Source organism: Martinezella lusitana, from assembly GCF_014207095.1.
Classification (GTDB): Bacteria; Pseudomonadota; Alphaproteobacteria; order Rhizobiales; family Rhizobiaceae; genus Rhizobium; species Rhizobium lusitanum_B.
The window spans coordinates 274,987-300,277 of record NZ_JACHBG010000003.1 but is presented as its reverse complement, the minus strand read 5'-3'; the positions used below and the strand labels follow the sequence as shown (position 1 = coordinate 300,277).

22 protein-coding genes are annotated in these 25,291 nt (G+C 59.5%); 7 read left to right on the top strand and 15 right to left on the bottom strand.

The genetic code is table 11. The annotated features are described in order from the left end of the window. Positions 1 to 92 precede the first annotated feature (92 nt). The 4 genes from GGD46_RS09455 to GGD46_RS09440 all read left to right on the top strand — a co-directional run bounded on the left by GGD46_RS09455 (position 93) and on the right by GGD46_RS09440 (position 7,005). A complete protein-coding gene (locus GGD46_RS09455; RefSeq protein ID WP_184703493.1) occupies positions 93 to 1,223 on the top strand; it encodes an MFS transporter in 1,131 nt (376 codons plus the stop codon). A 437-nt stretch (positions 1,224 to 1,660) separates the two neighbouring features. Then, positions 1,661 to 3,679, top strand: a complete 2,019-nt coding sequence (locus GGD46_RS09450; RefSeq protein WP_246806251.1) for a methyl-accepting chemotaxis protein — start codon at positions 1,661 to 1,663, stop codon at positions 3,677 to 3,679. Between the two features lie 311 nt (positions 3,680 to 3,990). After that, the gene (locus GGD46_RS09445) at positions 3,991 to 5,169 is read left to right on the top strand and encodes a M20 aminoacylase family protein (RefSeq protein ID WP_184703670.1); all 1,179 of its coding nucleotides are present in this window, start codon (positions 3,991 to 3,993) and stop codon (positions 5,167 to 5,169) included. 1,080 nt (positions 5,170 to 6,249) lie between these two features. Continuing rightward, entirely contained in the window at positions 6,250 to 7,005 is a 756-nt protein-coding gene (locus tag GGD46_RS09440; protein ID WP_184703492.1) for a BPL-N domain-containing protein, read from the top strand. Positions 7,006 to 7,099: 94 nt separating this feature from the next. Here GGD46_RS09440 and GGD46_RS09435 read toward each other — a convergent pair whose 3' ends face one another. The 14 genes from GGD46_RS09435 to GGD46_RS09370 all read right to left on the bottom strand — a co-directional run bounded on the left by GGD46_RS09435 (position 7,100) and on the right by GGD46_RS09370 (position 21,221). Further along, on the bottom strand, positions 7,100 to 7,900 hold the full coding sequence (locus GGD46_RS09435) for an ABC transporter permease (RefSeq protein WP_184703491.1): 801 nt from the start codon (positions 7,898 to 7,900) through the stop codon (positions 7,100 to 7,102). Beyond that, positions 7,897 to 8,751 carry an ABC transporter permease gene (locus GGD46_RS09430; RefSeq protein ID WP_184703490.1) on the bottom strand — a complete coding sequence of 285 codons (855 nt, stop codon included), beginning with the start codon at positions 8,749 to 8,751 and terminating at the stop codon, positions 7,897 to 7,899. Before GGD46_RS09430 ends, GGD46_RS09435 begins: the two co-directional genes overlap by 4 nt. Next, positions 8,748 to 9,839 carry an ABC transporter ATP-binding protein gene (locus GGD46_RS09425; protein ID WP_184703489.1) on the bottom strand — a complete coding sequence of 364 codons (1,092 nt, stop codon included), beginning with the start codon at positions 9,837 to 9,839 and terminating at the stop codon, positions 8,748 to 8,750. The genes GGD46_RS09430 and GGD46_RS09425 overlap by 4 nt, the downstream gene beginning before the upstream one ends. Before the next feature lie 74 nt (positions 9,840 to 9,913). Further along, entirely contained in the window at positions 9,914 to 10,939 is a 1,026-nt protein-coding gene (locus GGD46_RS09420; protein WP_184703488.1) for an ABC transporter substrate-binding protein, read from the bottom strand. Between the two features lie 51 nt (positions 10,940 to 10,990). Then, on the bottom strand, positions 10,991 to 11,989 hold the full coding sequence (araD1, locus tag GGD46_RS09415) for an AraD1 family protein (protein ID WP_184703669.1): 999 nt from the start codon (positions 11,987 to 11,989) through the stop codon (positions 10,991 to 10,993). Positions 11,990 to 12,021: 32 nt separating this feature from the next. Beyond that, positions 12,022 to 12,801, bottom strand: a complete 780-nt coding sequence (locus GGD46_RS09410; RefSeq protein WP_184703487.1) for an SDR family NAD(P)-dependent oxidoreductase — start codon at positions 12,799 to 12,801, stop codon at positions 12,022 to 12,024. A gap of 12 nt (positions 12,802 to 12,813) precedes the next feature. Continuing rightward, entirely contained in the window at positions 12,814 to 14,541 is a 1,728-nt protein-coding gene (locus GGD46_RS09405) for an IlvD/Edd family dehydratase (RefSeq protein ID WP_184703486.1), read from the bottom strand. Further along, positions 14,538 to 15,254, bottom strand: a complete 717-nt coding sequence (locus tag GGD46_RS09400; protein WP_246806250.1) for a FadR/GntR family transcriptional regulator — start codon at positions 15,252 to 15,254, stop codon at positions 14,538 to 14,540. Before GGD46_RS09400 ends, GGD46_RS09405 begins: the two co-directional genes overlap by 4 nt. Positions 15,255 to 15,743: 489 nt before the next feature. Continuing rightward, positions 15,744 to 16,670 carry an HlyD family secretion protein gene (locus GGD46_RS09395; protein WP_184703484.1) on the bottom strand — a complete coding sequence of 309 codons (927 nt, stop codon included), beginning with the start codon at positions 16,668 to 16,670 and terminating at the stop codon, positions 15,744 to 15,746. Then, positions 16,663 to 17,391 carry an ABC transporter ATP-binding protein gene (locus tag GGD46_RS09390; protein ID WP_184703483.1) on the bottom strand — a complete coding sequence of 243 codons (729 nt, stop codon included), beginning with the start codon at positions 17,389 to 17,391 and terminating at the stop codon, positions 16,663 to 16,665. Before GGD46_RS09390 ends, GGD46_RS09395 begins: the two co-directional genes overlap by 8 nt. Positions 17,392 to 17,395: 4 nt before the next feature. Then, entirely contained in the window at positions 17,396 to 18,532 is a 1,137-nt protein-coding gene (locus tag GGD46_RS09385) for an FtsX-like permease family protein (protein WP_184703482.1), read from the bottom strand. A 2-nt stretch (positions 18,533 to 18,534) separates the two neighbouring features. Then, positions 18,535 to 19,800 carry a TolC family protein gene (locus GGD46_RS09380; protein WP_246806249.1) on the bottom strand — a complete coding sequence of 422 codons (1,266 nt, stop codon included), beginning with the start codon at positions 19,798 to 19,800 and terminating at the stop codon, positions 18,535 to 18,537. A gap of 382 nt (positions 19,801 to 20,182) precedes the next feature. After that, positions 20,183 to 20,593, bottom strand: coding sequence for an SH3 domain-containing protein (locus tag GGD46_RS09375; protein ID WP_184703481.1), 411 nt, complete (start codon positions 20,591 to 20,593; stop codon positions 20,183 to 20,185). Positions 20,594 to 21,050: 457 nt separating this feature from the next. Continuing rightward, on the bottom strand, positions 21,051 to 21,221 hold the full coding sequence (locus GGD46_RS09370) for a hypothetical protein (RefSeq protein ID WP_184703480.1): 171 nt from the start codon (positions 21,219 to 21,221) through the stop codon (positions 21,051 to 21,053). Positions 21,222 to 21,671: 450 nt separating this feature from the next. Between GGD46_RS09370 and GGD46_RS09365 the strand changes: the two genes are divergently transcribed. The 3 genes from GGD46_RS09365 to GGD46_RS34480 all read left to right on the top strand — a co-directional run bounded on the left by GGD46_RS09365 (position 21,672) and on the right by GGD46_RS34480 (position 24,169). After that, positions 21,672 to 22,577 (top strand): LysR substrate-binding domain-containing protein, encoded by a 906-nt coding sequence (locus tag GGD46_RS09365; protein ID WP_184703479.1) that lies wholly within the window; start codon positions 21,672 to 21,674, stop codon positions 22,575 to 22,577. Between the two features lie 54 nt (positions 22,578 to 22,631). Continuing rightward, on the top strand, positions 22,632 to 23,744 hold the full coding sequence (locus tag GGD46_RS09360) for an HPP family protein (RefSeq protein WP_184703478.1): 1,113 nt from the start codon (positions 22,632 to 22,634) through the stop codon (positions 23,742 to 23,744). Positions 23,745 to 23,866: 122 nt separating this feature from the next. Next, positions 23,867 to 24,169 (top strand): hypothetical protein, encoded by a 303-nt coding sequence (locus GGD46_RS34480; RefSeq protein ID WP_409527669.1) that lies wholly within the window; start codon positions 23,867 to 23,869, stop codon positions 24,167 to 24,169. 96 nt (positions 24,170 to 24,265) lie between these two features. On the opposite strand, the gene GGD46_RS09350 is transcribed toward GGD46_RS34480, so the two are convergent. Then, on the bottom strand, positions 24,266 to 25,186 hold the full coding sequence (locus GGD46_RS09350; protein WP_184703477.1) for a LysR family transcriptional regulator: 921 nt from the start codon (positions 25,184 to 25,186) through the stop codon (positions 24,266 to 24,268). Positions 25,187 to 25,291 lie beyond the last annotated feature (105 nt).

Genomic DNA, 25,291 nt, shown 5'->3' with positions numbered 1-25,291 from the left:
CGATTTCCAATGTTTTTTGTCTTTTTGTTTGTAACCGGCATAGCGGCTTATGGCTAGAAGGCGGAAAACTGTCTTTCATCGTCGGAACTCCCATGTCCTCTCGCCCACCGCTTGCGCTTGTCATTCTGTTGCTCAGCTTTCCCCAGATCGTCGAAACGATCTACAGTCCGGCCCTCCCGCTGATCGCCAACCGCTATCGGGTTGCTCCGGAGGAGGTTGCCCAGACCCTGTCGCTCTGGTTTCTGGGCTTTGCGCTTGGTGTCGTCGTCTGGGGAAGGCTTTGCGATGTTTGGGGGCGCCGGCCGTCCTTGCTTGCCGGCTTGGTCCTTTACGCGATCGGCGCGGGTTGGGCTCTGATCGTCCCGGATTTCAACCATTTGCTCGCAGCGAGACTTCTGTCTGCATTCGGTGCGGCAGTCGGCTCGATCGTCACGCAGACGGCCTTGCGCGACAGTTACAGCGGCCCAAGCCTGGGGCGCGTATTCTCGCTTCTTGGCATGGCGTTGGCGATAAGCCCCGCAGTCGGCATGTTCACCGGCGAAGAGATCGCCGCCATAGCCGGTCATGAAGGCATCTTTGCAGTGCTCGGCCTATTGGCTGTAGCGCTTCTCGTCATCAGCCTTATTCGCTGGCCGGAAACGTTGCCGGCTTCCATCCCGGTCGTGTCATTCCGACTGACGCTCTGGCAAATGTTGTTCGACAAGGCTATCTGGCCGAGCGCCATGCTGATCTGCTGCTTCAATCTGGCGATCTTCGGCTATTATCAGCTAGGCCCATTTCTCTTTGCGCGGTTGGAGAACGTGTGGATCGATTTCGGTCATAGCGGTATCGTGCTGGGAGCCGCGTCGCTTGCCGCAGCCATCGTGAATTCCCGACTGCTGCGGCAAGGATGGAACTCGGAGAAACTCACGCGTCTGGGTATTGTTTTGCTGGTTCTCGGCGCCGGCTTCGTTGGGCTTTTTGTGCGCAGCCCAGCCTTTCTACTTGGCATGGCCGTGATTGCCGCCGCTTACGCGATCGCGATACCGAACATCCTGTCCCAGGCGCTCAGAGCCTATGCCGATCGCCGCGGCACCGCCGGCGCGATCCTGAGCCTGTTCTATTACAATTTGCTGGGAGGCGGGCTTGTGCTGGCAGGTCTTGTCCAGAGGCTGGACTTTGTCCTTATCGCGTGCGCCGGTCTTGCGGTTTTGGCTCTCTTCCTGTCCGGAAGATGGCGGTGACCTCGAAAGGGTCATCGATGCGATGAGGATGCTTCGGGAAGGTGGCGGCAGGAACAGCCGAGGAATGATGACCGCGGCCGGCGACAGGCCTGGAATGCCTATGCACGAGGTACACCAGACGCTGGGTCTTATGCCGCATGACAAGCAAAAATTGTATCACACAAAATACATTGCCGAACAATGATGCAACGCAAATCGCGTAACAGGATACCCATCTTTGGCTGATGAAGCTGATCTTCAATTTACGCGAGTAAAAGACGTTTTTATTCAGAGAAAAACTTTAGAATTATCAATTCGCTAACCAAACTAAGCAACTCTCGAAAACATTCCGACGATGCCGTCGGGCCAAATAGACATAGATGTGTGGCATGACTTCTTGACGTCAGAAATGACTTCGGCGCGGCAACAGAGAGATGCACACCCAGGACATTTCGACCATGAGAATAAAGACGCAGTTCATCGTCCTCGCTGCAGCCGCGGGTGTCGCGATTGCAGGACTTGTCGGCAGCCTGTGGGGTTATGCCGGTGCCGTCGGCGAAGTCGCCAGTGCCTATGATCAGAAATACAAATCCTATCTGCTGGCCGAGAACTTCCGCCGTTCGTCGGACGAGCTGACCCGGATGGCGCGAACCTATGCCGAGACCGGCGATCCGTCCTTCAAAAGCCAGTACAATGCCGTCATCGAAATCCGCAACGGGACGCGCCCGCGTCCACAGGACTATAATCGCATCTATTGGGATTTCGTCGCTGGCGGCGATCCCAAGCCCCGTCCGGACGGGCCAGCCGTTTCGCTTCAGGACTTGATGAGACAGACCGGCTTCACCGATGACGAGTTCGCGCTTCTCGCCGAAGCGGGCAAACGCTCGGACGCGCTGGTGAAGATGGAAACCGAGGCGATGAGCCTGGTGGACAATGCAGCTACCTTGGGGCCGCAGGCCAAGGCAAAAGCAGCCACCATGCTTAATTCCCCCGATTACCATAAGTTCAAAGCCGAGATCATGAAGCCGGTCGATGCCTTCTTCGTGAAGCTCGAAGACCGAACCCAGGGAGCTGTCGATCGGGCGAATGCCAGCGCCTCCTTCTATTGGACGCTGACCCTTGCTGCGATGTCGGCGCTGGCCTTGATGCTGATGATCATCGGCTTCGTGACATTCAAGCGCATCATCGGGGGCATGAACAAGCTCGGCGATTCCATGAAGCAGGTGGCCGAAGGCCAGCTTGATCTCGACATCGGCCTTGCCAGGAATAATGACGAGATCGGCGACATGGGCAAAGCGCTCGAAGTCTTCCGCCAGGGTGCCATCGCTAACCGCCGGCTGGAGCGCGAGGCTGAGGAAGGTCGCAAGCGTGCGGAAGTCGAGCGTATCGCCATGCAGGAGAAGGCAGAGGCGGATGCCGCGGAGCGGCTGCGCATCGCAACCTCCGGCCTTGCTGCCGGCCTGAAGCGCCTTGCCGGCGGCGATCTTGCCGTCCAACTCAACGAGGCCTTCGCCCAGGACTTTGAAGCACTGCGTCACGACTTCAACCGTTCCGTAGCCCAGCTCGGCTCCACGCTTTCCGAAATCTCGAACTCGATTTCGACCATGGACACCGGTACACGCGAAATTGCGTCGGGCACGGACAATCTGTCCAAACGTACCGAGCAGCAGGCAGCCTCGTTGGAGGAAACGGCAGCAGCGCTCGACGAGATCACCGTAAACGTCGCCAATTCGAGCAAGCGCACTGAAGAAGCCAAGGATGTCGCCGGCCGTGCCAATCGCGCCGCTGCCGAATCCGCCGAAGTCGTCTCCCATGCTGAAGAGGCCATGCGCAAGATCGAGGAAAGCTCGCAGCAGATTTCCAACATCATCGGTGTCATCGATGAGATCGCGTTCCAGACGAATCTGCTGGCGCTCAACGCCGGCGTTGAGGCCGCTCGCGCCGGGGAGGCTGGCAAGGGCTTTGCCGTCGTGGCGCAGGAAGTTCGCGAACTCGCCCAGCGCTCGGCTCAGGCTGCCAAGGAAATCAAGGGACTGATCCAGAATTCGTCCACGGAAGTCGAAAGCGGCGTCAAGCTGGTGCGAGATGCCGGTTCGGCGTTGAAGACTATCAGCGGCTTTATTGTCGAGATCAACAAGCATATGGAATCGATTGCCACCTCCGCCAAGGAGCAATCGGTCGGCCTTGCCGAAGTCAACACCGCCGTCAATGCGATGGATCAGACGACCCAGCAGAACGCCGCCATGGTCGAGCAGTCCAACGCGGCGTCCAATACGCTTGCGAGCGAAGCCGTGCGACTGCGTGAACTCGTCACCCAGTTCCGGCTTGAAGGCGCAGGTGCGACCGGCTCCGTACGGGCGGCAAGACCGAGCGATGCCGCTCGCACGTCCCCTGCGCGGGCGCTCAACCGGAAGCTTGCCACCGCCTTCAACGGCAATGCCGCCCTTGATGCGAAGAACGAGTGGGAAGAATTCTAAGCGCAGCCCGTATTCCGATATTTGAGCGCTCCTATCGACCATGGACCCACTCGCGGCTCTCGCGAGTGGGTTCAATCATTTGAAGCATTGTTCTCTGCGCGGATTTTCTGGTGTGCTCCAACGACCGCGATCTTGGCCTCATCCACGACATCTGCGATGATGCTTTCGTTACCTATCGTAGCAGCTTGGTGCGGACCGGTGCCGTTGTCGATATTTCCGAACGGCCGCAAAGCGACTATAGCCTACGCTTCCTGAAACCTGTCCGATCCGGATCGCTCGCCGCTCCATCGGATGCCGCAAGAGTAATTCTCATGACCTTCGATCCCACCCTTGCCGACCTTGCCGAAGAGGCAAAAGGCTGGCGCCGGACTATTCACCAGCATCCCGAGCTTCTCTTCGATCTCCCGAAGACATCGGCCCTGGTCATCGAGAAGCTCAAGGCCTTCGGCTGTGATGAAGTGGTCACCGGCCTCGCCAAGTCGGGCGTCGTTGCCGTGATCAACGGCAAACTCGGCAGCGGCAAGACGATCGCGCTTCGTTGCGATATGGACGCATTGCCGATGTCTGAGCAGACCAATCTGCCACATGCTTCGAAGGTGCCGAACATGATGCATGCCTGCGGGCATGACGGCCACACCGCCATGCTGCTTGCCACTGCCAAGCACCTTGCCGCCAACCGCGATTTTACCGGCAAGGTCGCGTTGATCTTCCAGCCGGCCGAAGAGGGTGGCGGCGGTGGCCGCGTCATGATCGAGGAAGGCGTGCTGGAGCGGTTCGGCATTGAAGAAGTCTACGGCATGCATAACGAGCCCGGTCTTGCCGTGGGCTCCTTTGCGATCCGCAGCGGTCCGATCATGGCAGGCGGCGACCGGTTCGTCATCACGATCAACGGCAAGGGTGGGCACGCGGCATCACCGCATCTGAGCCACGATCCCGTCGTCGTCATGGCCCACATGATCACAGCGCTGCAGTCGATCGCCTCGCGCTTCATCGATCCCTTCGACCCGGTCGTGGTCTCGATCACCTATGTCAACGGCGGTAACGACAAGGCGCTGAACGTAATCCCGGCCGCAGTCCAGATCGGCGGTACGATCCGTACGATGCAACCGAAAACGCGCAAGGCGGTGGAAGCTCGTTTCCGCGAGGTGGTCACCATGACTGCCAAGGCGTTTTCCGCTGAAGCCGAAATCGACTGGCGTCCTGGCTATCCGGTCACCGTGAACGATGCGGAAAAGACCAAGGTCGCGGTTGCTGCCGCCCGGTGCGTTGCGGGCGACGAGCGCGTCAATGACAACTACCCGCCGACCATGGGTTCGGAAGATTTCTCCTATATGTTGGAAAAGCGGCCCGGCGCCTTCATCTGGCTCGGCAATGGCGACAGCGCCGATCTGCACAACCCAGCTTATGACTTCAATGACGACGCCATCATCCATGGCGTCAACTATTGGCTGGCCGTGGTCGATCAACAGTTGAGCGCGGCGCAGAGATAATCCGCCAGCCGGCAAAAGACAGGAATTGGGAGGACGGGCGCTTTTGACGAGCTTGCCCGTCATCCATATGCTGCCCTTCATGCACGCTATCACGCGCCGGCACGTAGGGCCTCGACTCATTGCAATCGCAGCACATTGCGCCCATTCAAATGGGCGCTGATCGACGCTGCCGGATAAGCAACTGCACCAGATAAAACGCAGAACTGCGGCGATGACACAGTCACCACCGCTCCCTGATAGATTCATTCCAAGTTATTCTAACGGTAATGCCCACGTAACGTGCCGTCGTCAGGCTCTCAGCATACAACACAAGTAGTGGAACTTGATGATGACGGTAAATTGGAAAGTCGTCGCCGCAGTCGCGTTCACAACGATATCGATCAGTTCGTGTGACGACACCGGCGGCCATAGCAGACACTGGCATGACGATGATGGCTATAGGCCACGGTGGCATAGACCCTATTATGACACAGACGTATGGGATGGTTCGAACCGCCCCAACAGGCCAAACTCGCCGCACAGGCCAAATAGACCTAACAACCTCAATAACCCGAACACATATTGACCATTATTCCATTCTAGCAATTGGACTGCGAGCGGATAGCGGATGTTTCCTTGATCTCCGGCGGCCTGCTGCTGGTATATCCAAGCCCAAAAGGAGGGCGACATATGAGCGACCTTCACATTGGTAAAGCGATGTCGGCCATGCCCGGCATAGTCGAGTTCAGACGCGTGTTCAACGCACCGGCAGTCAACCATCTCCCTATAGATCTTTTTGCTTGTAGAAGCTGGCTCTAACCAATCGACGGCTCGGGCGGGCTCTTTCCGTCAGCTGCCTGTTGAACAGCTCCGCTGCGCGCTGTCGCGGCGCCAGTTCGGAACAGCAACCCGTATCACCTCGGCATGAATCGCTGGGCATCGAACCGATCGCGTAGACGGGTAAGGTGGCTCTCACATTTCAGCGTCGGATACCCCGCAGCCAGGCGATCATACTGCTCTTCCTGCTCCGCAGACGAACAGAGCGATGCGTGTCGAACCAGCGCGTCGGCGTCCAAATTGCAACAACGAGGTAATATTGATATGCGCCATTTACGCCTTTTCGCAACGATCTTTATCTCTGCGGCATCACTGCTGCTTGGCTCGCAGCCTAGCTGGTCGCAGCAGGCCGAGCCGGATGCGACCAAGCAACGTCCGCTTGCTCTGATTTATCGGGGACCGGCCGGTTGTGACGGTTGCTCGGAAACGGTGGCCGAGGTTCTGAAGGGATCTCGCTACGATTTTCGTATAGAGTATGTCGGCCCGAAGGATAAGCCGATCAACGCGGACACCCTTTCCCGGGCAACACTTTATATTCAGCCCGGCGGGGGCGACGATGTTGAGGCCGCCGCCAAGGATATCGGCCAGGACTCCGTAGCTGCTGTACGGAGTTTCGTGCAGAAGGGCGGCCGCTACCTCGGCATCTGCATGGGTGCCTATCTTGCGGGATCTCCGGGGTTTGAGCTGATAGAAGGCTCGCTTGACTCTTATGTTGGGCGTCCGGGCTCTTTGGTGAAGGATGATAAGGATACGGTTACGCCCGTCATTTGGCGGGACAAGAAGCGTTGGGTCTACTATCAGGATGGCAACATTCTACCTAAAAAGGGCGCGACGGTTCTTGCAGTCTACCCCAATCACGATATTGCGGCTGCGGTCTACAGTTTCGGCAAGGGGCGCGTCGGCCTCGTAGGTCCTCATCCCGAGGCGGATCAGAGCTGGTACGACGAATTCGATCTAAAGGATCCCGATGGTCTCGATACCGACCTTGCACTGGATCTGCTCGATACGACCATGAAATAGGTCGTGCTGTACATCGATGAATGCCGCGACACTGATGGCGCGGCATTTTCCAAGGCAGGCTTCAGTCTGATCGCGGATAATCGAGGCCGCTGGTTTAGGCGTGATGGCGTGCCATCTGCCGCGGGATCAGAAGCCTTGCCGTTAGGGTGCATAGGAGCACTGCGAACAGCAAAATGAGCGCGACCAGAGCGTTGATATCGGGAGAAAAGCCCAATCGCATCATTGCCCAGAGGCGCACCGGCAGCGTGCTTTCTGTTCCTGTGACGAGGATCGTGATCATCGTCTCGTCAAAGGACAGGGCAAATGCAAGTACGGCGCCGCCGGCCATGGCGCTCGACAGGTTCGGAAGGATCACCCGCCAGAAGGTCTGCCAGCCATTTGCTCCCAGGTCATAGGAGGCCTCGACGAGCGTGCTGCTCATCGACTGCAGCCGGGTCAGGATTGTTCGATAGACGATCGCGAGCACGAAGACTGTATGCCCGATGATCACTGTCACCAGAGAACGATCGAAGTTGATCTCCCGGAAGAAAATCAACAGTGCAAGACCGCTGATGACGGGCGGCATCAGGAAGGGGAGGAAAATGATGAACTGGAGTGCTCCCCGGCCGGCATGCCGGCCATGATAGTAGAGTGCCAGAAGCGTGCCTGACACGACGGATAGGACCACAGTGCAGATGCCGACGACCAGCGTCGCCCTCAAAGCGGCCAGCACATCGCCATTTTCAGCAAGCGCCTTGTAGGCCGATAGCGTCGGTTGAGACCAGTCGACCTGGCCATGGTTGAGGTCAAAAAACGAGGACAGGATGGGAACGAAAAGCGGGCTGTAGAGCAGTAGCGCGACTAGGGCCGTGACGGTTGCCAGCAAGATCGTCGGAAGGTGGCTGCGGCCAATCATCGTGATAGCCCCCGCTGCCGGCCGGCTTGTTCCCCAAAAAGGATCGCCGCGATCACGACCACCGCCAGCACCACGGAAAGTGCGGCGCCGAAGGGCCAGTTGTAAGCCGTGCCGAACTGGCTGTAGAGGATGCGGCCGAATGTGAAGCCGCTGACTCCGCCGACCATCTGTGGCGTCAGAAAGTCGCCGATCGCCAAAACGAAGACGAAGCTCGCCGCAGAGGTGACTCCCGGAAGGCTCAGCGGCAGCGTGATGCGCAGGAATGTTTGGAACCGGCTGGCGCCGAGATCATCGGAGGCACGCAGCAGCACCTGCGGAATGCGCTCGAGTGTGAGGAAGATCGGCAGGATGGCGAAGGGAATGAGCAGAAGCGTCAACGTCAGCAGGATCGCATTCATGTTGAAGACGAAAAGCGTGGAAGGTTGATCGAGGATACCCAAACCGACCAACATCGAATTTAGAACGCCGTTTTGGCCGAGGATGCTGCGGATGGCATATATCTTGATCACATAGCTCATCAGCAGCGGTACCAGCATCAGCATCAGCATGATGTAGCGCCATCTTCCCTGAAGCGTGGTGAGGAAATAAGCCGCCGGATAGCCGAGAGCTACGCAGATGACCGCCACCGACAGACAGAGGATACAGGTACTCCAGAAGACCGGTAGGAATACTGGATCTGTGAGGAAGCGTATGTAATTGGTGAGGGTAACAGTGTAGTTGATGGTGCCGTGATCGACGCTCAGGAAGCTGTAACCAAGGAAAAGGATCAGCGGCAATAGAATGAAGAGGACTGGTATCGCAAATGCAAACAGCGTCACGAGGACGGAATAGCCGGCGCCACGTTGGTTCATGATAGCACCAGATAGGAATCGGCAGGCGCAAAGGATAGGTCCATTGCTTCACCCGGTCGCAGCGTGCTTCCTGTTATGCGGCTCGGCTGGCGAAGACGCAGGCGCTCTCCGCTCGAATTGATATGGGCAACTGTCGAGGATCCAGCGAAGGCGAGTTCTTCGACGGAGCCGGAGAAGCGATTGAGATCATCCCCTGCTTCGGCGGCGCGCAGCGCTTCCGGCCGGAAAACAGCAAAGGCGGCAGTTCCGTTCGGTGCGGACCGCAAGTCCGGCTGACCCTCGATCGAGCAATGGAGGCGCCCAAGATCGGTATCGATGGCGCGCATGGTTCCGTCGCTCTCGGCCAGCCTGCCGGACACCAGATTGTTTTCGCCAAAGAACTTGGCGACGAACTTGCAGCTCGGCCGGTAGTAGAGGTCATGCGGCGTTCCCAGTTGGCGAATGCGGCCCGATTGCATGACGCAGATACGGTCGGCCATGCCGATGGCCTCTTCCTGGTCGTGCGTGACGAACAGGAAGGTCGTCTTGACCTCGCGCTGGATCGATTTCAGGAATTCCTGCATCTGGCGGCGAAGCTCGAGATCGAGCGCTGCCAGCGGCTCATCCAGCAGGACAAGGCGCGGCTGGCAGATCAGAGCGCGGGCAAGCGCCACACGCTGGCGCTGACCACCGGACAATTGCGCGGGGTAACGATCGGCAAATTTGCCAAGCTGCACGAGATCAAGGGCTTCGCCGACGCGTTGCCTGATTTCCTGGCGGGGCCTATGGCGAATGGAGAGGCCGTAGCCGACATTGGCCGCGACCGACATATGCGGAAAAAGCGCGTAGTCCTGGAAGACGGTATTGAACGGACGGCGATTGATCGGCATGCGGCTGATGTCGTCGCCGTCAAGAACGATCTTTCCCGAGGTTACGGCTTCAAGCCCGCCGATGAGGCGCAGCACCGTCGTCTTGCCGGAGCCGGAAGGGCCGAGCACGGTCAAAAATTCTCCATCTCGGATCGAAAGATCGATGTCGTGAAGGACGGGCACCGCTCCATACGACTTCGAGACGGACTGCAGGCTAAGCAGGTCCAGCGATTGGGTCATTGTGTCACTCGATATGGTTCGGACGCGGCCCGAAAGACGGTCGGGCCGCAGCATGAAGACAATCCGGCTTGCGATCAAGGCGTAGCCTTGATCTCGTTCCAGAGATCCGAGCGCTTAAGCGGATCCTCGACATTGTCGAGCCAGATCAGCTTATCGTCGCCATGGGCGCTCGCGCTTTCCGTGACCGTATTGCCGAAACCCGTTCGTTCGGAGAGCTGAGAGCTTACGGTCTTGGAGATCATGAAGTTGATCCATTTCTCCGCAGCAGCCTTGTCATGCACGCCCTTGGAGATCACCCAGTTGTCGAGCCAAGCAAGCGCGCCTTCGCTTGGGTTGACATAAGCTACATGCGCGCCTGCATCCTTGAGCGCTTTCATCTGCTGCTGGCCATAGTTCGCCCAGATAAGGGCGACATCGTTGTTCTTGTATATCTGCTGTGCTTCATCGGCAGTTGTGTAGAAGCTCAGCACATTGTGCTTGAAGTCGATCAGCTTGGCCTTTACCGCGGCAATCTGATCATCGCTCAGGTGGAACGGGTCCTTGTAGCCGAGCGTCAGCGCAGTGAAGGAGACGTTGTGTTCGCCGTTGTCGTAGGCGAGCACCTTGCCGCGGTATGCCGGATCCCAAAGCACCGACATGGAGGTCGGCGCCGCCTTGACCTTGTCGGTATCATAGATCAGCCCGATGGAATCGAAGCAGAACGGAATGCCGTAGACCTTGCCGTCCTTGGTATCGCCGCGGATCACGGTCAGATCGCGGAACCGCGGCAGCACGTTCTTCTGGTTCGGCAGGTTGGCGGCATCGATGGGCGTAACGAGATCAGCGGCGATGTAGCGTTGCAGCTGGGCCGTATTGACCGCGAACACGTCAAAATCCTTGCCTTCGCTACCCTTGATCTTTGCCCAGGCTTCGTCATCACTGCCGATGAAGACCACATCGACGCCGATGCCGGTCGATGCGGTGAAGTCCTTGACCCAGTCCTTGTCCGCGTAGCCGTCCCAGGCCAGCACGCGAAGATTTTCAGCAAGTGTCGATGATGCCATCATCGACACTATGAAGCCGGCGGTCGCCATGGCTGTCAGAAGTTTTTTCAATCCCATTTCCGTTCCCTTTATTGTTGGTGTTGTCAATGTGATCGGTGCGGATGTCAGCTAGAGTTGTGTGACGGTCACCAGTCCTTCGTCGGGAGAAAGCTCCACCCGATTGCGCAGCGGCTTGCCGAATACATCCGCTTCGATTTCGTATTCATCCCCCGGGCCTGTCTGAACGCCGAAGGCATAGCTCATCACCGCCGCACCGAAGAAATAGGCATGCAGGTCTCCCGGCCTGCGATGCATGGGGTAGCGGAAGTGATAGTGTTCGAGATTGGCGATCGAGTGAGACATATGCGTCTCGCCGGACAGGAATTCTTCTTCCCAGATCACCTTTCCGTCGCGGCGGATGCGGGAACGGCCGCGGACCTCGTCGGGCAGGTCGCCCACCAGCAGTTCCGGTCCGATAGAGCAGGAACGCAGCTTGGAGTGAGCGAGATAAAGGTAGTTTTCGGCTTCGGTGACGTGATCCGAATACTCGTTTCCGAGCGCGTAACCGATCCGGAAGGGGCTGCCGTCCGGTCCGATGATATAGAGTCCGACGATCTCGGCCTCTTCGGCGCCGGCAAGGGCGAAGGCCGGCATCGGCAGGGGAGCACCCGGTGCGACGACGCATGTGCCGACACCCTTGAAGAACCATTCCGGCTGCACGCCCGGCGGACCGCCGGCCGGCTTGCCGCCCTCAAGACCCATGCGGAAGATCTTCAGCGAGTCGGACTCCGCCGCGCCTTCGCCATGGGTAAGCACATGCATCTTGTCGCGTGCATTGGCGCTTCCGGTGTGCGTGAGCCCCGTACCGGTTACGAGGAAACGGCTGGGCTCCTCATGATCGAGCGGTGCCAGCACCTGATGTTCGCGCAGCAGGCGATCGTAATCCACCAATTCCGCCGTCGCGCGCTCTTCGACCAGCGTGGCGATTGGAGCGCCGCGTGCGATTGCCGCTTCGGCAAGTTCGCGGACGGAGCGCGTGTTCTTGAGCGGATGAAGGTGATTGCCATCGGTCGAGACGCGGCCGACCTTGCGCTCGCCCTCAGGCGTTTTGAATTGAACGAGACGCATAGCTGCACCTTCCCCTGTCGTAAGTTGATTTGTCATACCCAGCCACCGTCGACGATGAATTGCTGGCTTGTGCACATGGCGCTGTCGTCGGCCGCGAGGAAAAGCGCCATGCGGGCGATATCGGATGGCTGAAGCCGATCCGGCAGGCATTGTCGCTCCTCGATCTGCTTTTCGCCGGCGGGCGTGAGCCAGAGACGCATCTGCCGCTCTGTCATCACCCAGCCAGGGACCATGCAGTTAACGCGGATACGCTCCGGCCCCAGTTCGCGAGCGAGCGCCCGCGTCATGCCGTAGACCGCCGCCTTGCTCGTGACATAGGCTGGACAGTCGGGGTCGCCGACCATCCAGGTGATCGAGCCGAAATTGATGATGGAGCCGCCGCCAAGTGCCTTCATATAAGGTCTAGCAGTCTGTGCGGCGAAGAACTGGTGGCGGAGATTGACCGCCATACGGTCATCCCAATAGGCAACCGTCACATCTTCGGTCTGATGGCGATCGTCGCTCCCGGCATTGTTGCAGAGAACCTGAATCGGCCCGTTTCGGGCGGCAGCCCTCTCGAGCGCAGCGCGCAGCGCCTCGATGTCGCGCAGATCGCAGGGAATGAAAAGCGGCGGCTCGATGCCCTCTGCGGCGATGGCGGCCACGAGCTGGCGAGACGGCTCCTCGGCAATATCGACGAAAGCGACGCGGCTGCCCTGGGCGCAAAAGTGCCGGACAAGGCTTTCGCCGATACCGCTGCCGCCGCCTGTTATGAAGACACTTCGTCCCTTGAGGCTGGGGTATACAGCGAAATTGTCTGGTTGGCTGGTCATCACGTAAACCGTCTAGTGGGAGTGGCGTGGGATGCCGGCATCGCGGCGTCCCACGAGAAAATCGAAGTCGCAACCGGCATCGGCCTGCGTGACGCGCTCGACATAGAGGCTTTGATAACCGCCTTGCGGCGGTTGCGGTGGCTGCCATTCGGCGCGCCTTTGCGCCAATTCGTCCTCCGAAACCATCAGCTCCAGCCTGCGCCCGGCCACGTCGAGTTCGATCATGTCGCCGTCCCGAACCAGAGCCAGAACGCCGCCTGCGGCTGCTTCCGGCGCGACGTGAAGGACGACAGTGCCATAGGCGGTGCCGCTCATGCGAGCATCGGAGATGCGCACCATGTCGGAGACGCCCTGCTTCAGGAGTTTCGCCGGCAGCGGCATGTTACCGACTTCGGCCATGCCCGGATAGCCGCGCGGACCGCAATTCTTCAGCACCATGACCGAGGTCGCATCGATATCGAGATCGGGATCGTCGATGCGCTCGTAGTAGTGCTCGATATTCTCGAAGACGACTGCCTTGCCGCGATGCTGCATCAGATCCGGCGTCGCGGCGGACGGCTTGATCACGGCGCCGCTCGGCGCAAGATTGCCCCGCAACACGGCAATGCCGCCTTCCTTGGTGAGCGGATTGTCAACCGGCCGAATAACCTCTTCGTTGTAGTTCGGCGCATTCGCGATGATGTCGCCCATTGTCTTGCCGCTCACGGTCACTGCGTCGCGATGCAGAAGGCCGGCCTCATCAAGCGCCGCCATCACGGTCGAAAGACCGCCGGCATAATAGAAGTCTTCCATCAGGAAGCGCCCGGACGGCATCAGGTCGACGATCGTCGGCACACCGCGTCCGAGCCTGTCCCAATCGTCGAGGCTAAGCTCGACGCCGACGCGGCGGGCAATGGCGATCAGATGAAGGACCGCGTTGGTGGAGCCGCCGATCGCACCATTCACGCGGATCGCGTTTTCGAACGCGGTCTTCGTGAGGATGTCAGAGACCTTGATATCCTGATTGACCAGTTCGACGACGCGTCGGCCAGCCATGTGAGCGAGAACGCCTCGGCGCGCATCGACGGCCGGGATGGCGGCATTGTCGGGCATGCCGATCCCGAGCGCTTCGACCATGCTGGCCATGGTGGAGGCCGTGCCCATCGTCATGCAGCTTCCGGCGGAGCGGCTCTGGCCCTGTTCGGCGGACAGGAAGTCGTTGACGGCCATCCGGCCGGCTTTGACGTCTTCCGCGAATTTCCACACATGCGTGCCGGAACCAATGTCCTGACCCCGGAATTTGCCGTTCAGCATCGGCCCGCCGGACACGACGATCGCGGGTAGATTGGCTGATGCGGCTCCCATCAGCAGCGCCGGTGTGGTCTTGTCGCAGCCGGCGAGAAGGATGACGCCGTCAATGGGATTGCTGCGGATCGATTCCTCGACATCCATGCTGGCCAGATTGCGAAAGAGCATTGCCGTCGGGCGCATATTGCTTTCACCGAGCGACATGACGGGGAATTCCAGCGGAAAGCCGCCGGCCTCGTAGACGCCGCGTTTCACATGTTCCGCTATGCCGCGAAGATGCGCATTGCAGGGGGTAAGCTCCGACCACGTATTGCAGATGCCGATGACAGGGCGACCGTCGAAAACATGGTCTGGCAGCCCCTGGTTCTTCATCCAGCTGCGATGCATGAAGGCGTTTTTCCCGTCCCCGCCAAACCATGCGGACGAGCGCAACCTGCGCTTGGGCTGGTTCATGTCTTCTGCTCCTGTGATTTGCGGCGTTGATTGCGGTTTTCGACGGCGCGTCTTACGTCGTCCTCGGCATGATCGAGGAGAACCAGAAGCGCCTGTTGCGCGCCCTGTCCATCTCCCGCCGCGATCCGTTCGGCAACCTCGCGATGCAAGGGCAGTGAGGGGCGCTGTCCCGTCGGATTGTCGTTCGACAGGCGGAAACTCATCACCAGGGCGGTCTGTATGAGGGCGGCCAGCGAGCCGATCAGCTCATTGCCGGTCATTCGCAGGATCGTCTGATGGAAGATGAGATCGGGCTCGGCAAAGCGCTCGCCGTCGTCGCCAAAGGCTTCCATCTCGGCAAGGGCATTGTTGAGTTCTGCGAGTTGGCCCGGCGTTGCGCGCTGCGCGGCCAGTGCCGCAGACATCGGCTCGATGGCGCGACGCAGCTCGAACAGTGCCTTGACGTCTTCATGGTTCACTGCGCCGGAATAGCGCCAGGACAGCACGTCGGGATCGAGGAAATTCCATTCTGAGCGCGGGCGGACGCGGGTGCCGGTCTTCGGCCGGGATTCGACAAGCCCCTTGCCCGCCAGAACCTTGATTGCCTCGCGCAGCACGGATCGGCTGATTCCGAGCGTATCCTTGGATCCATCGGCATTGGGAAGCGCCTCGCCGGGGAGCAAGCGCCCCTGCAGGATCCAGCTTCCGATCTGCTCGACAGCAGCCGCGTGCATGCTGCTGTTGAGGTTCTGAAAGCCAACGGATGTCGGCGAGGGAAGCCTCGATACGACCGATCTTTTTTTATTAATGCTATTATTCATACTATTTACATTATTAGGAAGCGTTGCCTTGTCAAGACGGAATCGGCTGTAAAATCCAGCCGGCTAACTTTGTGCCGAAGGATGGGGATGATGGGATATCGGAGAGAGAGGAGCCTCATTGCAATGAGACGAAAAACCCAAGGCACCCAGGCATCCGCCGACGCCACCGGCAGGCGGCGATCACGCAGCCGTCAAGCAAACATGGTCGCCCGCCATTCGGGGCGTCGGGCATCAGCAAGTGGAGAAAGCGCTGGCGAGAGGAGCGGCCGATAAGTCGGGCGCTCTGAGGTCCATTTAGATAGGAGCCGGTATCTTACTTGTCCGAGAAGCACCGGAGCGCCTCTCCCAAGATGGAGGCGCTCAGAAACCCGTCTGCGAACAGGCTCTATTGTCGGATGGTATCTATTTGAGCACGCGGACAACGACGCGCTGCCCGATCGCCAAGGGCGCGTCGCGGGCAATGGTGATGATGCAGTTCGCCGCTCTCACATCGCTGCGCTCGCCGGTATTTTCTGCCGATTTCGGACGCGACAAAACCTTGGAAATTCGCGTGATCTTGCCCGAGATCGATTGCGTCGTCCGCCCTTCGGCGGCGATTTCGACAGCCATGCCCGGGCCGACGGAGCCAAGATATTCCTCGGGGATGTCTGCGCGCACGATCTTCGGTCCGTCCGGCAGCAGGACGAACATCTCGGTCATTGCCTGGACGGAAACCGCTTCCCCAACCTTCACCGCCTGACGGACGATAACGCCATCGGCCGGCGCCTTCATCGACCGCACGTTGACCTCCCGCTTGGCGATTTCAAGCCGTTCGCGCGCGACCGACAAGGCTGAGGATGCAGAGTTCGTTTCGATCGTCTGAGTTTCGTAAGCATCGCGCGCATCGCTCAAGGCCTGATCGGAAACGGCCTTGCCGGCTGCGGCACGCTGCATTCTCTCAAGCGTTTTCCCGAGGTTCTTCGACTTGAGCTGAAGAAGCTTGAAGCGGTCTTCCGCCTGGGATAGCTCGGATTCGGCGATGCGTACCGAGGCTTCCTCCTGCTGGCTGTCGAGCACGGCGAGAACATCGCCCTTGCGGACATAGGCGCCTTCAGCTGCCTCAACCGAGGCAACGACGCCGTCGCGCACCGCGGTTATGCGATAGAGCCCGCCTTCCACATCGACGGTCCCGCGCGCGGCTGCCGCAATTGCTGGCGATGCTGCCTCAGCTGCCTCAGCACTTTCGCCAGCTTTCGGCATGCCGACGGTCAACCAAAGGACACATAGGGTCACGGATGTCCCTAATATTGCGGTCGCGAAAACGCGATGGGAACGCTTGAACTTATCCATGCCAGTCCTCTCGTACATCGATGCCGCGCCCGGAACCGGGCCGCTGGTCAGACAGCAGTCGTCCGTCCTCCATCTTGAGAACGCGGTCTGCCTTTGAAAAGAGACGGGTGTCGTGGGAAACGCACAGAACTGCCGTTCCCAATTGCCTTGCCGTCTCTTGCAGGATCTCGACGATCCTCAGTCCATTGGTACTATCCAGAGCGCTCGTCGGCTCGTCGGCAAACAGGATGGCCGGGTCCTTGACGATCGCCCTTGCGATCGCAACGCGCTGCTTTTCGCCACCGGATAGATGTGAAGGCCGCAAATGCTGGCGTTCGAGCAGCCCGACGCGCTCAAGCGCATCGCGCGCTCTGAGGCGGGCCTCTTCCTCGGGCACGTGCAGATAATCGAGCGGCACTTGCACCTGCTCGAGAGCTGTAAGGGCCGGAAAGAGATTGAAGCCCTGGAAGATGAAGCCGCAATTATGCAGGCGAAAGGCATCCCGCTCGTTGTCGGACGAGGCGGACAGCACCGTATTGCCAGCCCGGATGCTGCCGCTATCCGGCTCCGTCATGCCGCCAAGTGTCGCGAGAAGTGTGCTCTTTCCGCATCCGGAAGGGCCGCTGAGTACCGTGAATTCGCCGCTAAAGATATCGACGGACATGTCGACGAGCGCGTTCGTCCGCATGCCTTGCACGGTGAACGACTTATAGAGGTTCGAGGCTGATATGGCTGGCTGCATCACATCACCTCAACAAAGTTGCGGGATCGGCTTGGCGTAGCCGGTGTACGGCCAGAAGGCAAGCCAAAATGGCAACCACGAGCACGACAAGCGATGCCGACACGATGACGGCGCTGTCAAGCTCGAACGGTACCTTGTAGATCATGGCGATGAAACCGATGGCGACGCTCAGCACGCCGTTGATGACCAATCCTGACAATCCGACCCAGGCGGCCTGCTCAATGACGATCTTCCTCAGTCCGCTGAAGGGCACGCCCAGCGCGCGCAGCGTGGCATATTGCGGGATCGTGCCCGCAACGGCGGCCATCAGGGTCTGGCTGGTAATGAGCGCGCCGATGGTCGCGGCGATCAGCGTCGCGAAGACGAAAGCGATACCGGCACCGGAATCGAAGAGCATGTAGCTGGTCGACATATCCGCGAGTTTTTTCGCGGGCCAGATTTCGAAACGCTCGATCGGGGCGCGTTGATTGAGGTGGCGCAGAACGCGTGCCTGTTCGCTCTCCTTGGCGACGTTGAACAGGAAATAGGTCGCGCCGCCATCGGCCGGTAAGGATTGATCGAGGATGCGTGCAGTATCAAGCGAGCCGACGACGTTGACCCCACCAAGACCGCGCAAGCCATCGATGAAACCTACGACATGCACCGTGCGGCCATTCACTTCGGCGAGGCCGCCCGGTCCGATCGAAAGCTTGTCGCTGTCGGCCGTGTCGACAACGACCGCTGCCGGCTCTCGGAGGCGATTGCGCAGTTTGGCCGGCACGACCCGCGCCAGCCCGATGCTATCAGACTGTACGTCGATGCCGACGACCGTAACGCTGACGCCGCCGCCGCCGTGAATGCCACGCCAATCCCCAGAGCCCAGAAGAAACGGTTCGACATGGGAGATGGCCGGCTCAGCATAGAGGTTCGTCAGCACGCTGGCAGGTATGGTTCGGCCCAGTTCAACGCTTTGTGTGCCGGGAAAGCCGAGCCAATAGTCGGCGTCCGACTGGGTGACATAGAGCGAATTCGCGCTGACGATGCCGAGCAGCAGCGCCCCCTGGGCCGTCATCAGCAGGCCGGAAAACGCGACCGCCGCGACGGCCGGCAGAAACCGCCGCCATTCGTAGAGAAGCGTCTTGCGTGCGATCGCCACAGCCATGGTTATTTGCGTCCTTCCATCTTGGCAGGACGCCTCGCATCGTCACCGGAGACGGCAGGCTGCATGCCGCGCGTCGCCTTGTAGAAGGCGATCGTGGCTCTGGCCTCGGCTTCGATACTTTCGGTCAGAGACGAGCGTAGATCAAGAAGGTCGATAGAGCCGGCAATGGACTTCGATTTTTCGGCAAGACCCTCCCGGACGAGGATCTCGGTGCTGGACTTGAGTTTCGACACGCGCTGCAGCCGCGAGCGTAAAAGAGCCGTGCGAGCCCGTGCTGCGTTGAGCTCGTGCAGTGCCCGCGAGGCTTCCTCATAGGCGGTGAGTACGGTCTGCCTGTAGACGAGGACCGACTGCTGGAACTCGGCTTCACGAGCTGCAACCGCATCCTTGCGTCGACCATAGTCGAATATGGGCAACTGTATGGACGGCCCCGCAAACGCTCCCAGAATCGAGTTCGATACAGGGGTTCCGATCCCGATGGTGCCGTTCAGGCGCAGCTTCGGATAGAGATCGGCCTTGGCAAGACCCACTTGCGCGGCAGCCTGCCCGACTGCGTATTCGGCGCGCAGCACATCAGGCCGTGCGCGCAGCAGATCGGCCGGGCGCCCCTCGGCCATGCCGGCGGCGGCGACGGGCTGCGGTTCGTATCTCATAAGCGCGGGATCGGGGGTGGCAGTCCCCAGGAGTGTCGCAATCTGCTGGCGCGTATTGGCGATCTCGCTGTCGAGCAGCAGCAGAGTCGACTTCGCGGTGTCTAGGCCCGCCCGCATGGGTTCGTTTTCGACCGAGGTCGCGAGCCCCGCCTGCTCCTTCACGCCGGCGATCTTTGCGTTGTTCTCCAGGAGGCCGACCAGCTCTGCCGTGTCGAGCCGACGTTTCTGAAGTGCGCGCAAATGCACATAATTGCTGGCTATCTCGGCCGTCACTGCCACCTTTGCTGCGGCGACATCTTCGGTTGCCATCGCCACGCTGAGGTCGGACATCTTCTGCGCCTGCTTATCCTGCCCGAAAAGGGGGATTTCCCAGCTGGCATCCAGATTGAGCTGGACCGGCCTGCGCGTGAAATCGTCCTTGATCCGCGAACCCGTCGCGGCATTGGCCATTCCGGATACCGACGCGTCCAGCTGATAGCCTGCCGTTGCAGAATTGGCGAGCGCTCTGGCAGCTGTGAGGCTCTGATGCGCCATGGCGACCGTCAGGTTCATGCTCTCGGCGCGCGATACAAGCGACGACAGCGTCCTGTCGTGGAAGCCGTCCCACCACGCCATGGTATTTGCCCTTGCCGGTGCAGCCCTGTAAGGCGCCCCATCATAAGCTTTGGGCAAAGGCGGAGCCGTTACCCCCTGCGCCAAATCCGTGGATTGGCAGGCGGACAGAGCAAGGGACAGACATGCCACGGACAGGTACATCCTTCGGGATGTCCGGCGGATGATCGAACAGGCAGTATTGCTTATGTGACCCATTTCGCGTGAGCGGCACTCGATACTATTTACTTTATTCGTCATAGCGTCATCACTGAGCAATCCATCTCGCAGCCGTCGGCGCGAACATGGGTACGTTGTTGTTTTCGCACCACTGTTGGCTCCATGCGTTCAACGGCTGCGACCCTGCCCGGACGGACAAGGCAAGAAACGGCTTAAGTTCTCGGCGCTATTCATCGCGAACCCAGTCAACGTTGCGCCAAGTGCCGATCTCGTCATAGAAATAAAAGCCTGAGTAATTTCTCGACCAATAGCTATCGATGTTGAAGGGGACAACAGCGATATCCGGCTTCTGCGTCATTTGCACATAGGTCGGCAGCAGCACCATCGAGTTACGATAGGCAATGGTAACATAGTGGGACGACATCCAGCCTCGCCGACCCGCAACCCTAACGTCGCACCATTTATATCCGCTTTCGCATCCGTAGAGATGAACGCGGGAACCGGCCATCACCATGCCCACGGCCGGAACTTGCACACTCGGCCCAGCGCGAAGCACGACGTTGGTCCTGACAAATCCTGCTGCAGCCGGGTAGGCGAGCAGGAGCGACACCATCGTCAGCGCGATCGCAAGGAGCACTTTTTGAGTCCTGGACTGGCGGTTCATGTTAGGCGACGTCCTTCTCGATCGATCGAAGATCGCTTACCTTCATGTGCAGCGCGCCACAAGCCCCGTGATTCCGCCCGGAGATCAGCCCGCCCGTTCCAAAAGCTATCATTGCCCTGGAAACAATATGATAATGGTCCCTGCAAATCGTCATGCTCCGGCGAGGCCCGAAATGATATGCGACCTCCCACCGCTGGACGCATAGCCTCTTTCTGTGTGGATTTCGTGGAGACTTTGCACAGGATCTATGAAGGTGAACAGCCTATTGATGATTGCCGCAGGTTGTAGAGTGGCTGCAAATTCGATCTGTGGCAAGAGGCTTTGAAGGAGCTAGGGTAATATTAGAGCCCTTCGAGACGCATTTGTCATTGCGCTCGTGAGCAGACGCCGCCTTTCGGAACGGCGTCCGCTTCTTTCGTGGCATGGTGTCTCAAGACTGTTCGCTTAGCGCGAATCCCACCGCGACGACAGTCGCGACAAGGATGGCTACGGGAACGGCCAGTCGAATCCAGGCTCCGGTCAGCGCTGCCGTCGCGCCCATCAACAGGAGCGCAGTCAACAGCATTGCAGCCAGTACCGCCAGCATCAGAAATCTGAACATTCGGGCGTCCTTTTCGGCTCGAATTGGATAGCTTCGAACCTGTATTGACGAAGCAACGGCGGCAGCACTCTAGCCGCAGGACGTTGGGCTATGCTCTTTGTCGGCATCGAAGTATCCCGTTGAATGTCCGGCAGGGAGCGTTACTCGTCGCTCCTGCGGTCTCTCATGTGAACGCTCGTCGGGCAGACCGCGGGACGAAGCGCCGATGTCGATAAGACACCTAGCGTGTTGCAATCCTATCGATGCTGCGTGGAGGTTTCGTGGAGGGCTGGGAGCGAGTGGCGAATATCAGTGCCTCCACGCCTTTTAGGGAAATGGAATGGTGGAGCGCATCGGTCTTTTCGATATCAAGACCACTCCTGCCACCACACGGAAACAGACTTGAGCTGTGATAATGGTTTTTATATAGGGAACGATATGTCAATATAATTCGCAATTCGAGATTTTCTGTTGGACCTTTCATCGATCGAAATCTTCCTTGCAGTCGCGAGTGACAATAGTGTGACAAAGGCTGCCAAGGTGCTTGGCCGCGCACCGTCGAATGTGACGACGCGGATCCAGCTGCTGGAAGAATACCTCGGCGTCCTGCTCTTCAGCCGTGACGGCAAGAAGATGACGCTGACCCAGGAGGGCGAGACGTTTCGGACCTATGCCAACCAGCTTGCAGCGCTCGCGCTAGAGGCACGGCAAGCGGTTAGGTCCCTTCGTCCGTCGGGGAGCCTGCGTTTGGGAGCAATGGAAAGTACGGCAGCGAGCCGGCTGCCGGCCGCCCTCAACCAATTCAAGCAGATGTGGCCGGATGTATCGCTTAAACTCTCTCTCGGCGCTTCCCGGGATCTGACCAGAGATGTTCTTGACGGTGCTTTGGACTGCGCACTGATCGCCCGGCTGCCCGATGAAATGCTGGACGAAGGCTCAGGTTTCGAAACCGAACTCGAAGAGCTCGAAGCGGAGCCGGTATTCGTCGAGCATCTGCTGCTTGTCCTGCCATCAGGCCACCCGCCGATCCATTCGGCAGCAGACTTGAGGATCGAGACAATCGCCGCGCTGGAACCCGGTTGCACCTATCGCAGGATCGCCGAAAGATGGGCAAGCAGGTCGAGCGCCTTACAGACGGCCGAAGTCGGCTCCTATCACGCTATCCTGGCAAGCGTTGCCGCCGGCAACGCCGCGGGTGTCATGCCGAAGTCGGTCCTCGATCTCATGCATTGGCCGATGGTTTCGTCGACGCACCAGCTTGCCACCGTCGATACCATGCTCATCTCTCGCCGGCAGGACCGTCCGAACGCATTCAATGCGTTTCGCGAGGTGCTCGTCACCGCCAAAGCCAGCGGCTCACGACGGGTGGCGCATTAGTTGGGTTTCGTCATTCATTCAATCACGCCATATCTCTTCTAGACTGGTTTCATCATGCAGCGTCCAGCCCCCCAGAAGGCGAGAACCAGCCGGTTCCGCCTGTTTTCCCCGATCCTAGCCGGCGCGACGCTTCGCGAGCGGTTGATGGCCTGTCTCGGCGCGCTGATCAGTATCGGACTTACCGGCGTCATCAGCGGCTATTTCTTCGGGCAGGGGCCGCATCTTCCACTCATCGTCGCACCGATGGGCGCGTCCGCAGTGCTGCTTTTCGCTGTCCCTGCAAGTCCGCTTGCCCAGCCGTGGTCGATCATCGGCGGCAATACGATTTCCGCCATGATGGGTATCATTGCGGCCTATCTCATTCATGATCCGGTGATCGCAATCGGGGTCGGCGTTTCGTTGGCGATAGCCGCAATGTCGCTTACCCGGTGCCTTCATCCGCCGGGTGGTGCAGCGGCGCTGACGGCAGTTCTCGGCGGCCCGGTTGTTGCAGGTTGGGGTTTCCTGTTTCCCTTCATACCGGTCGCCTTGAATTCGTGCCTTCTCGTCGGCCTCGGACTAGTGTTCCATAAACTTGGTAAGCGCAACTATCCGCATGTCGCGGCCAGGCCGGTGGAAAATACCCATCAGACGAACGATCTGCCGCCGCCGTTGCGCGTTGGCTTTCGTGAGGAAGATGTCGATTCCGCCTTGGAAGTATTTGACGAGACTTTCGATATCGACCGTGCCGACCTCAGCCGCCTCTTGCGCCAGGTCGAGTTGCAGGCGGCGGTGCGATCGCACGGAGATATTCGTTGCGCCGACATCATGTCGCGCGATGTCATTGCCATCGGCGAGGACGCCGAGCCGGATCATGCCCGGCATCTCTTGCTAAAGCACAACATCCGCACGCTGCCCGTAAAGGATAGGGAAGGGCGGTTGATCGGGACGGTCGGTCTGCGTGAGCTTTCGGAAGGCATCGGCAGCATCGAGCGGGCACTGTCAAATCCGGAGACTGCCGATGCCACCGATCCCGCCCTGTCGCTTTTGCCTGTCCTGACCGATGGGCGCACCCATGCTGTTATCGTCGTGGATGCCGAGCGGCGGGTGCTTGGCCTGATCTCGCAGACAGATCTATTGAGCGCCATGGCCCGGCTTCTGCCCGCTGGAGATGCAACCGTCGCATGAGACGAGAACCTGCCTCTGTTCAGAATCTATAAGCTGTAGGCTCTACGTTTAAGGGAGTTTCTTTACCTTTCGTTCATCCTACGGTTACTAAGGTTCCCTTGTTAATAACGAGGAAGCCTATGATGAAGAAGATTTTTCTTGCCGTCGTTGCCGCAGCAACGCTTGCCGCGCCGCTTGCCAATGCCCAGGAGTGGCCGCGCCGGCACCACGATCGTCACGGCGAATATCGCCGCGACGTACCGCCTCGTGGACACGGCCGGCCCGGATGGGGGCCTCATCGCGGCAATGATCGGCCTGGCTACTATCACGGCTATCGCGGTTATCGCGATCGGCGGCCCGGCTATCGCCGTCACGGCGACGGTCTGTGGTATCCGGCAGCCGCTTTCGCGCTCGGTGCTATCGTCGGCGGCGCTCTGAACAACTAAGCGGAACAGCTGCAATTAATTGAACAGAGGCCGGGGCGTTCGCTCCGGCCTTCATCTATTTCAGGCCCGCGGCAGCTGTACTAAATCGCGGCGCACCTATGCATCCAGGGCCTGTTGAAGGCCGGCAGACATGTCGGCTGCGACGTCACGCAGGGCAGTCACGAATTTTTTGGCTTGGGCCGTGCGGGTGCTGCGGGCGGGCCGCCAAACCGACAGAAGATAAGGCACCGAAACCGAGAGCCGCCGGAACACGACGTTGCGCCCGGTATGGCTTGCCGCAGTCAGCGGATTGATCACCGAAATACCCACGCCGGCGGCAACCATGGCGCAGACGCTCGTTGCCGTCGTGGTTTCGGCGGCGTAGTCGCGGGCGACGTCCGCCGACTGAAACACCTCGTCGAGCTTATGGCGATAGGGGTCATTCTGGCCGAAATAGATGAAGGGCTGGCCGGTGAAATCCGTGGGCGCCAGCTCTCTTTGACCCGCCAGACGATGTCCATGCGGCAAGACGCAAACCATGTCGCCCGCAACGATGGTTTCGCTTGCTGCCCCCTCACGCTCGGCGAGGCTTTCCGTCAGGCCCAGGTCGAAGACCTGGGTCGTCATTTCGTGACGCAACGAAGGCTCCTCATGGGAATGGATCGAGAAATGCACGGGCGGGCGGGCCCGCAGCAGACACTGAATTGCCCGCGGAATGATTGATTCGGCATAGGCGGGAATGGTGGCAATGCGGAAATTGGCCGCGCTGCGGGTGCGAATGGCGGTCGCCGCACGATTGATCTCGTCCATTCCGACGAAGGAGCGCAGCACCACCTCATGCAGCAGCACCGCCTGCTCGGTCGGTGTCAGCCGCTTGCCGAAGCGTTGGAAAAGCTCGAAGCCGAGGCGCTGTTCTATCTCGCGAATTTCGCGGCTGAGCGTCGGCTGCGAGCTTCCCAGCCGTATGGCGGCGGCCGTGACGCTCTTGTTGACCATCACTGCGTTGAATACGTCGATTTGTCGCTGATTGAGTTTCAAATCAGATCCTCCTTAGCCGCCTTATATCGAAAATGAATAAAAATGGCAGAAGAAGCATTTCATAATCATGTCGCAATCTGAAATCTTCCCGTAACCGCAACTTTG

Excerpts from the sequence above, each read along its gene's own strand:
- GGD46_RS09455 (WP_184703493.1), top strand. The coding sequence starts at position 93 with ATGTCCTCTCGCCCACCGCTTGCGCTTGTCATTCTGTTGCTCAGCTTT.
- GGD46_RS09450 (WP_246806251.1), top strand. The coding sequence starts at position 1,661 with ATGAGAATAAAGACGCAGTTCATCGTCCTCGCTGCAGCCGCGGGTGTC.
- GGD46_RS09445 (WP_184703670.1), top strand. The coding sequence starts at position 3,991 with ATGACCTTCGATCCCACCCTTGCCGACCTTGCCGAAGAGGCAAAAGGC.
- GGD46_RS09440 (WP_184703492.1), top strand. The coding sequence starts at position 6,250 with ATGCGCCATTTACGCCTTTTCGCAACGATCTTTATCTCTGCGGCATCA.
- GGD46_RS09435 (WP_184703491.1), bottom strand. The coding sequence starts at position 7,900 with ATGATTGGCCGCAGCCACCTTCCGACGATCTTGCTGGCAACCGTCACG.
- GGD46_RS09430 (WP_184703490.1), bottom strand. The coding sequence starts at position 8,751 with ATGAACCAACGTGGCGCCGGCTATTCCGTCCTCGTGACGCTGTTTGCA.
- GGD46_RS09425 (WP_184703489.1), bottom strand. The coding sequence starts at position 9,839 with ATGACCCAATCGCTGGACCTGCTTAGCCTGCAGTCCGTCTCGAAGTCG.
- GGD46_RS09420 (WP_184703488.1), bottom strand. The coding sequence starts at position 10,939 with ATGGGATTGAAAAAACTTCTGACAGCCATGGCGACCGCCGGCTTCATA.
- araD1 (WP_184703669.1), bottom strand. The coding sequence starts at position 11,989 with ATGCGTCTCGTTCAATTCAAAACGCCTGAGGGCGAGCGCAAGGTCGGC.
- GGD46_RS09410 (WP_184703487.1), bottom strand. The coding sequence starts at position 12,801 with ATGACCAGCCAACCAGACAATTTCGCTGTATACCCCAGCCTCAAGGGA.
- GGD46_RS09405 (WP_184703486.1), bottom strand. The coding sequence starts at position 14,541 with ATGAACCAGCCCAAGCGCAGGTTGCGCTCGTCCGCATGGTTTGGCGGG.
- GGD46_RS09400 (WP_246806250.1), bottom strand. The coding sequence starts at position 15,254 with ATGCACGCGGCTGCTGTCGAGCAGATCGGAAGCTGGATCCTGCAGGGG.
- GGD46_RS09395 (WP_184703484.1), bottom strand. The coding sequence starts at position 16,670 with ATGGATAAGTTCAAGCGTTCCCATCGCGTTTTCGCGACCGCAATATTA.
- GGD46_RS09390 (WP_184703483.1), bottom strand. The coding sequence starts at position 17,391 with ATGCAGCCAGCCATATCAGCCTCGAACCTCTATAAGTCGTTCACCGTG.
- GGD46_RS09385 (WP_184703482.1), bottom strand. The coding sequence starts at position 18,532 with ATGGCTGTGGCGATCGCACGCAAGACGCTTCTCTACGAATGGCGGCGG.
- GGD46_RS09380 (WP_246806249.1), bottom strand. The coding sequence starts at position 19,800 with ATGGCGTGGTGGGACGGCTTCCACGACAGGACGCTGTCGTCGCTTGTA.
- GGD46_RS09370 (WP_184703480.1), bottom strand. The coding sequence starts at position 21,221 with ATGTTCAGATTTCTGATGCTGGCGGTACTGGCTGCAATGCTGTTGACT.
- GGD46_RS09360 (WP_184703478.1), top strand. The coding sequence starts at position 22,632 with ATGCAGCGTCCAGCCCCCCAGAAGGCGAGAACCAGCCGGTTCCGCCTG.
- GGD46_RS34480 (WP_409527669.1), top strand. The coding sequence starts at position 23,867 with ATGAAGAAGATTTTTCTTGCCGTCGTTGCCGCAGCAACGCTTGCCGCG.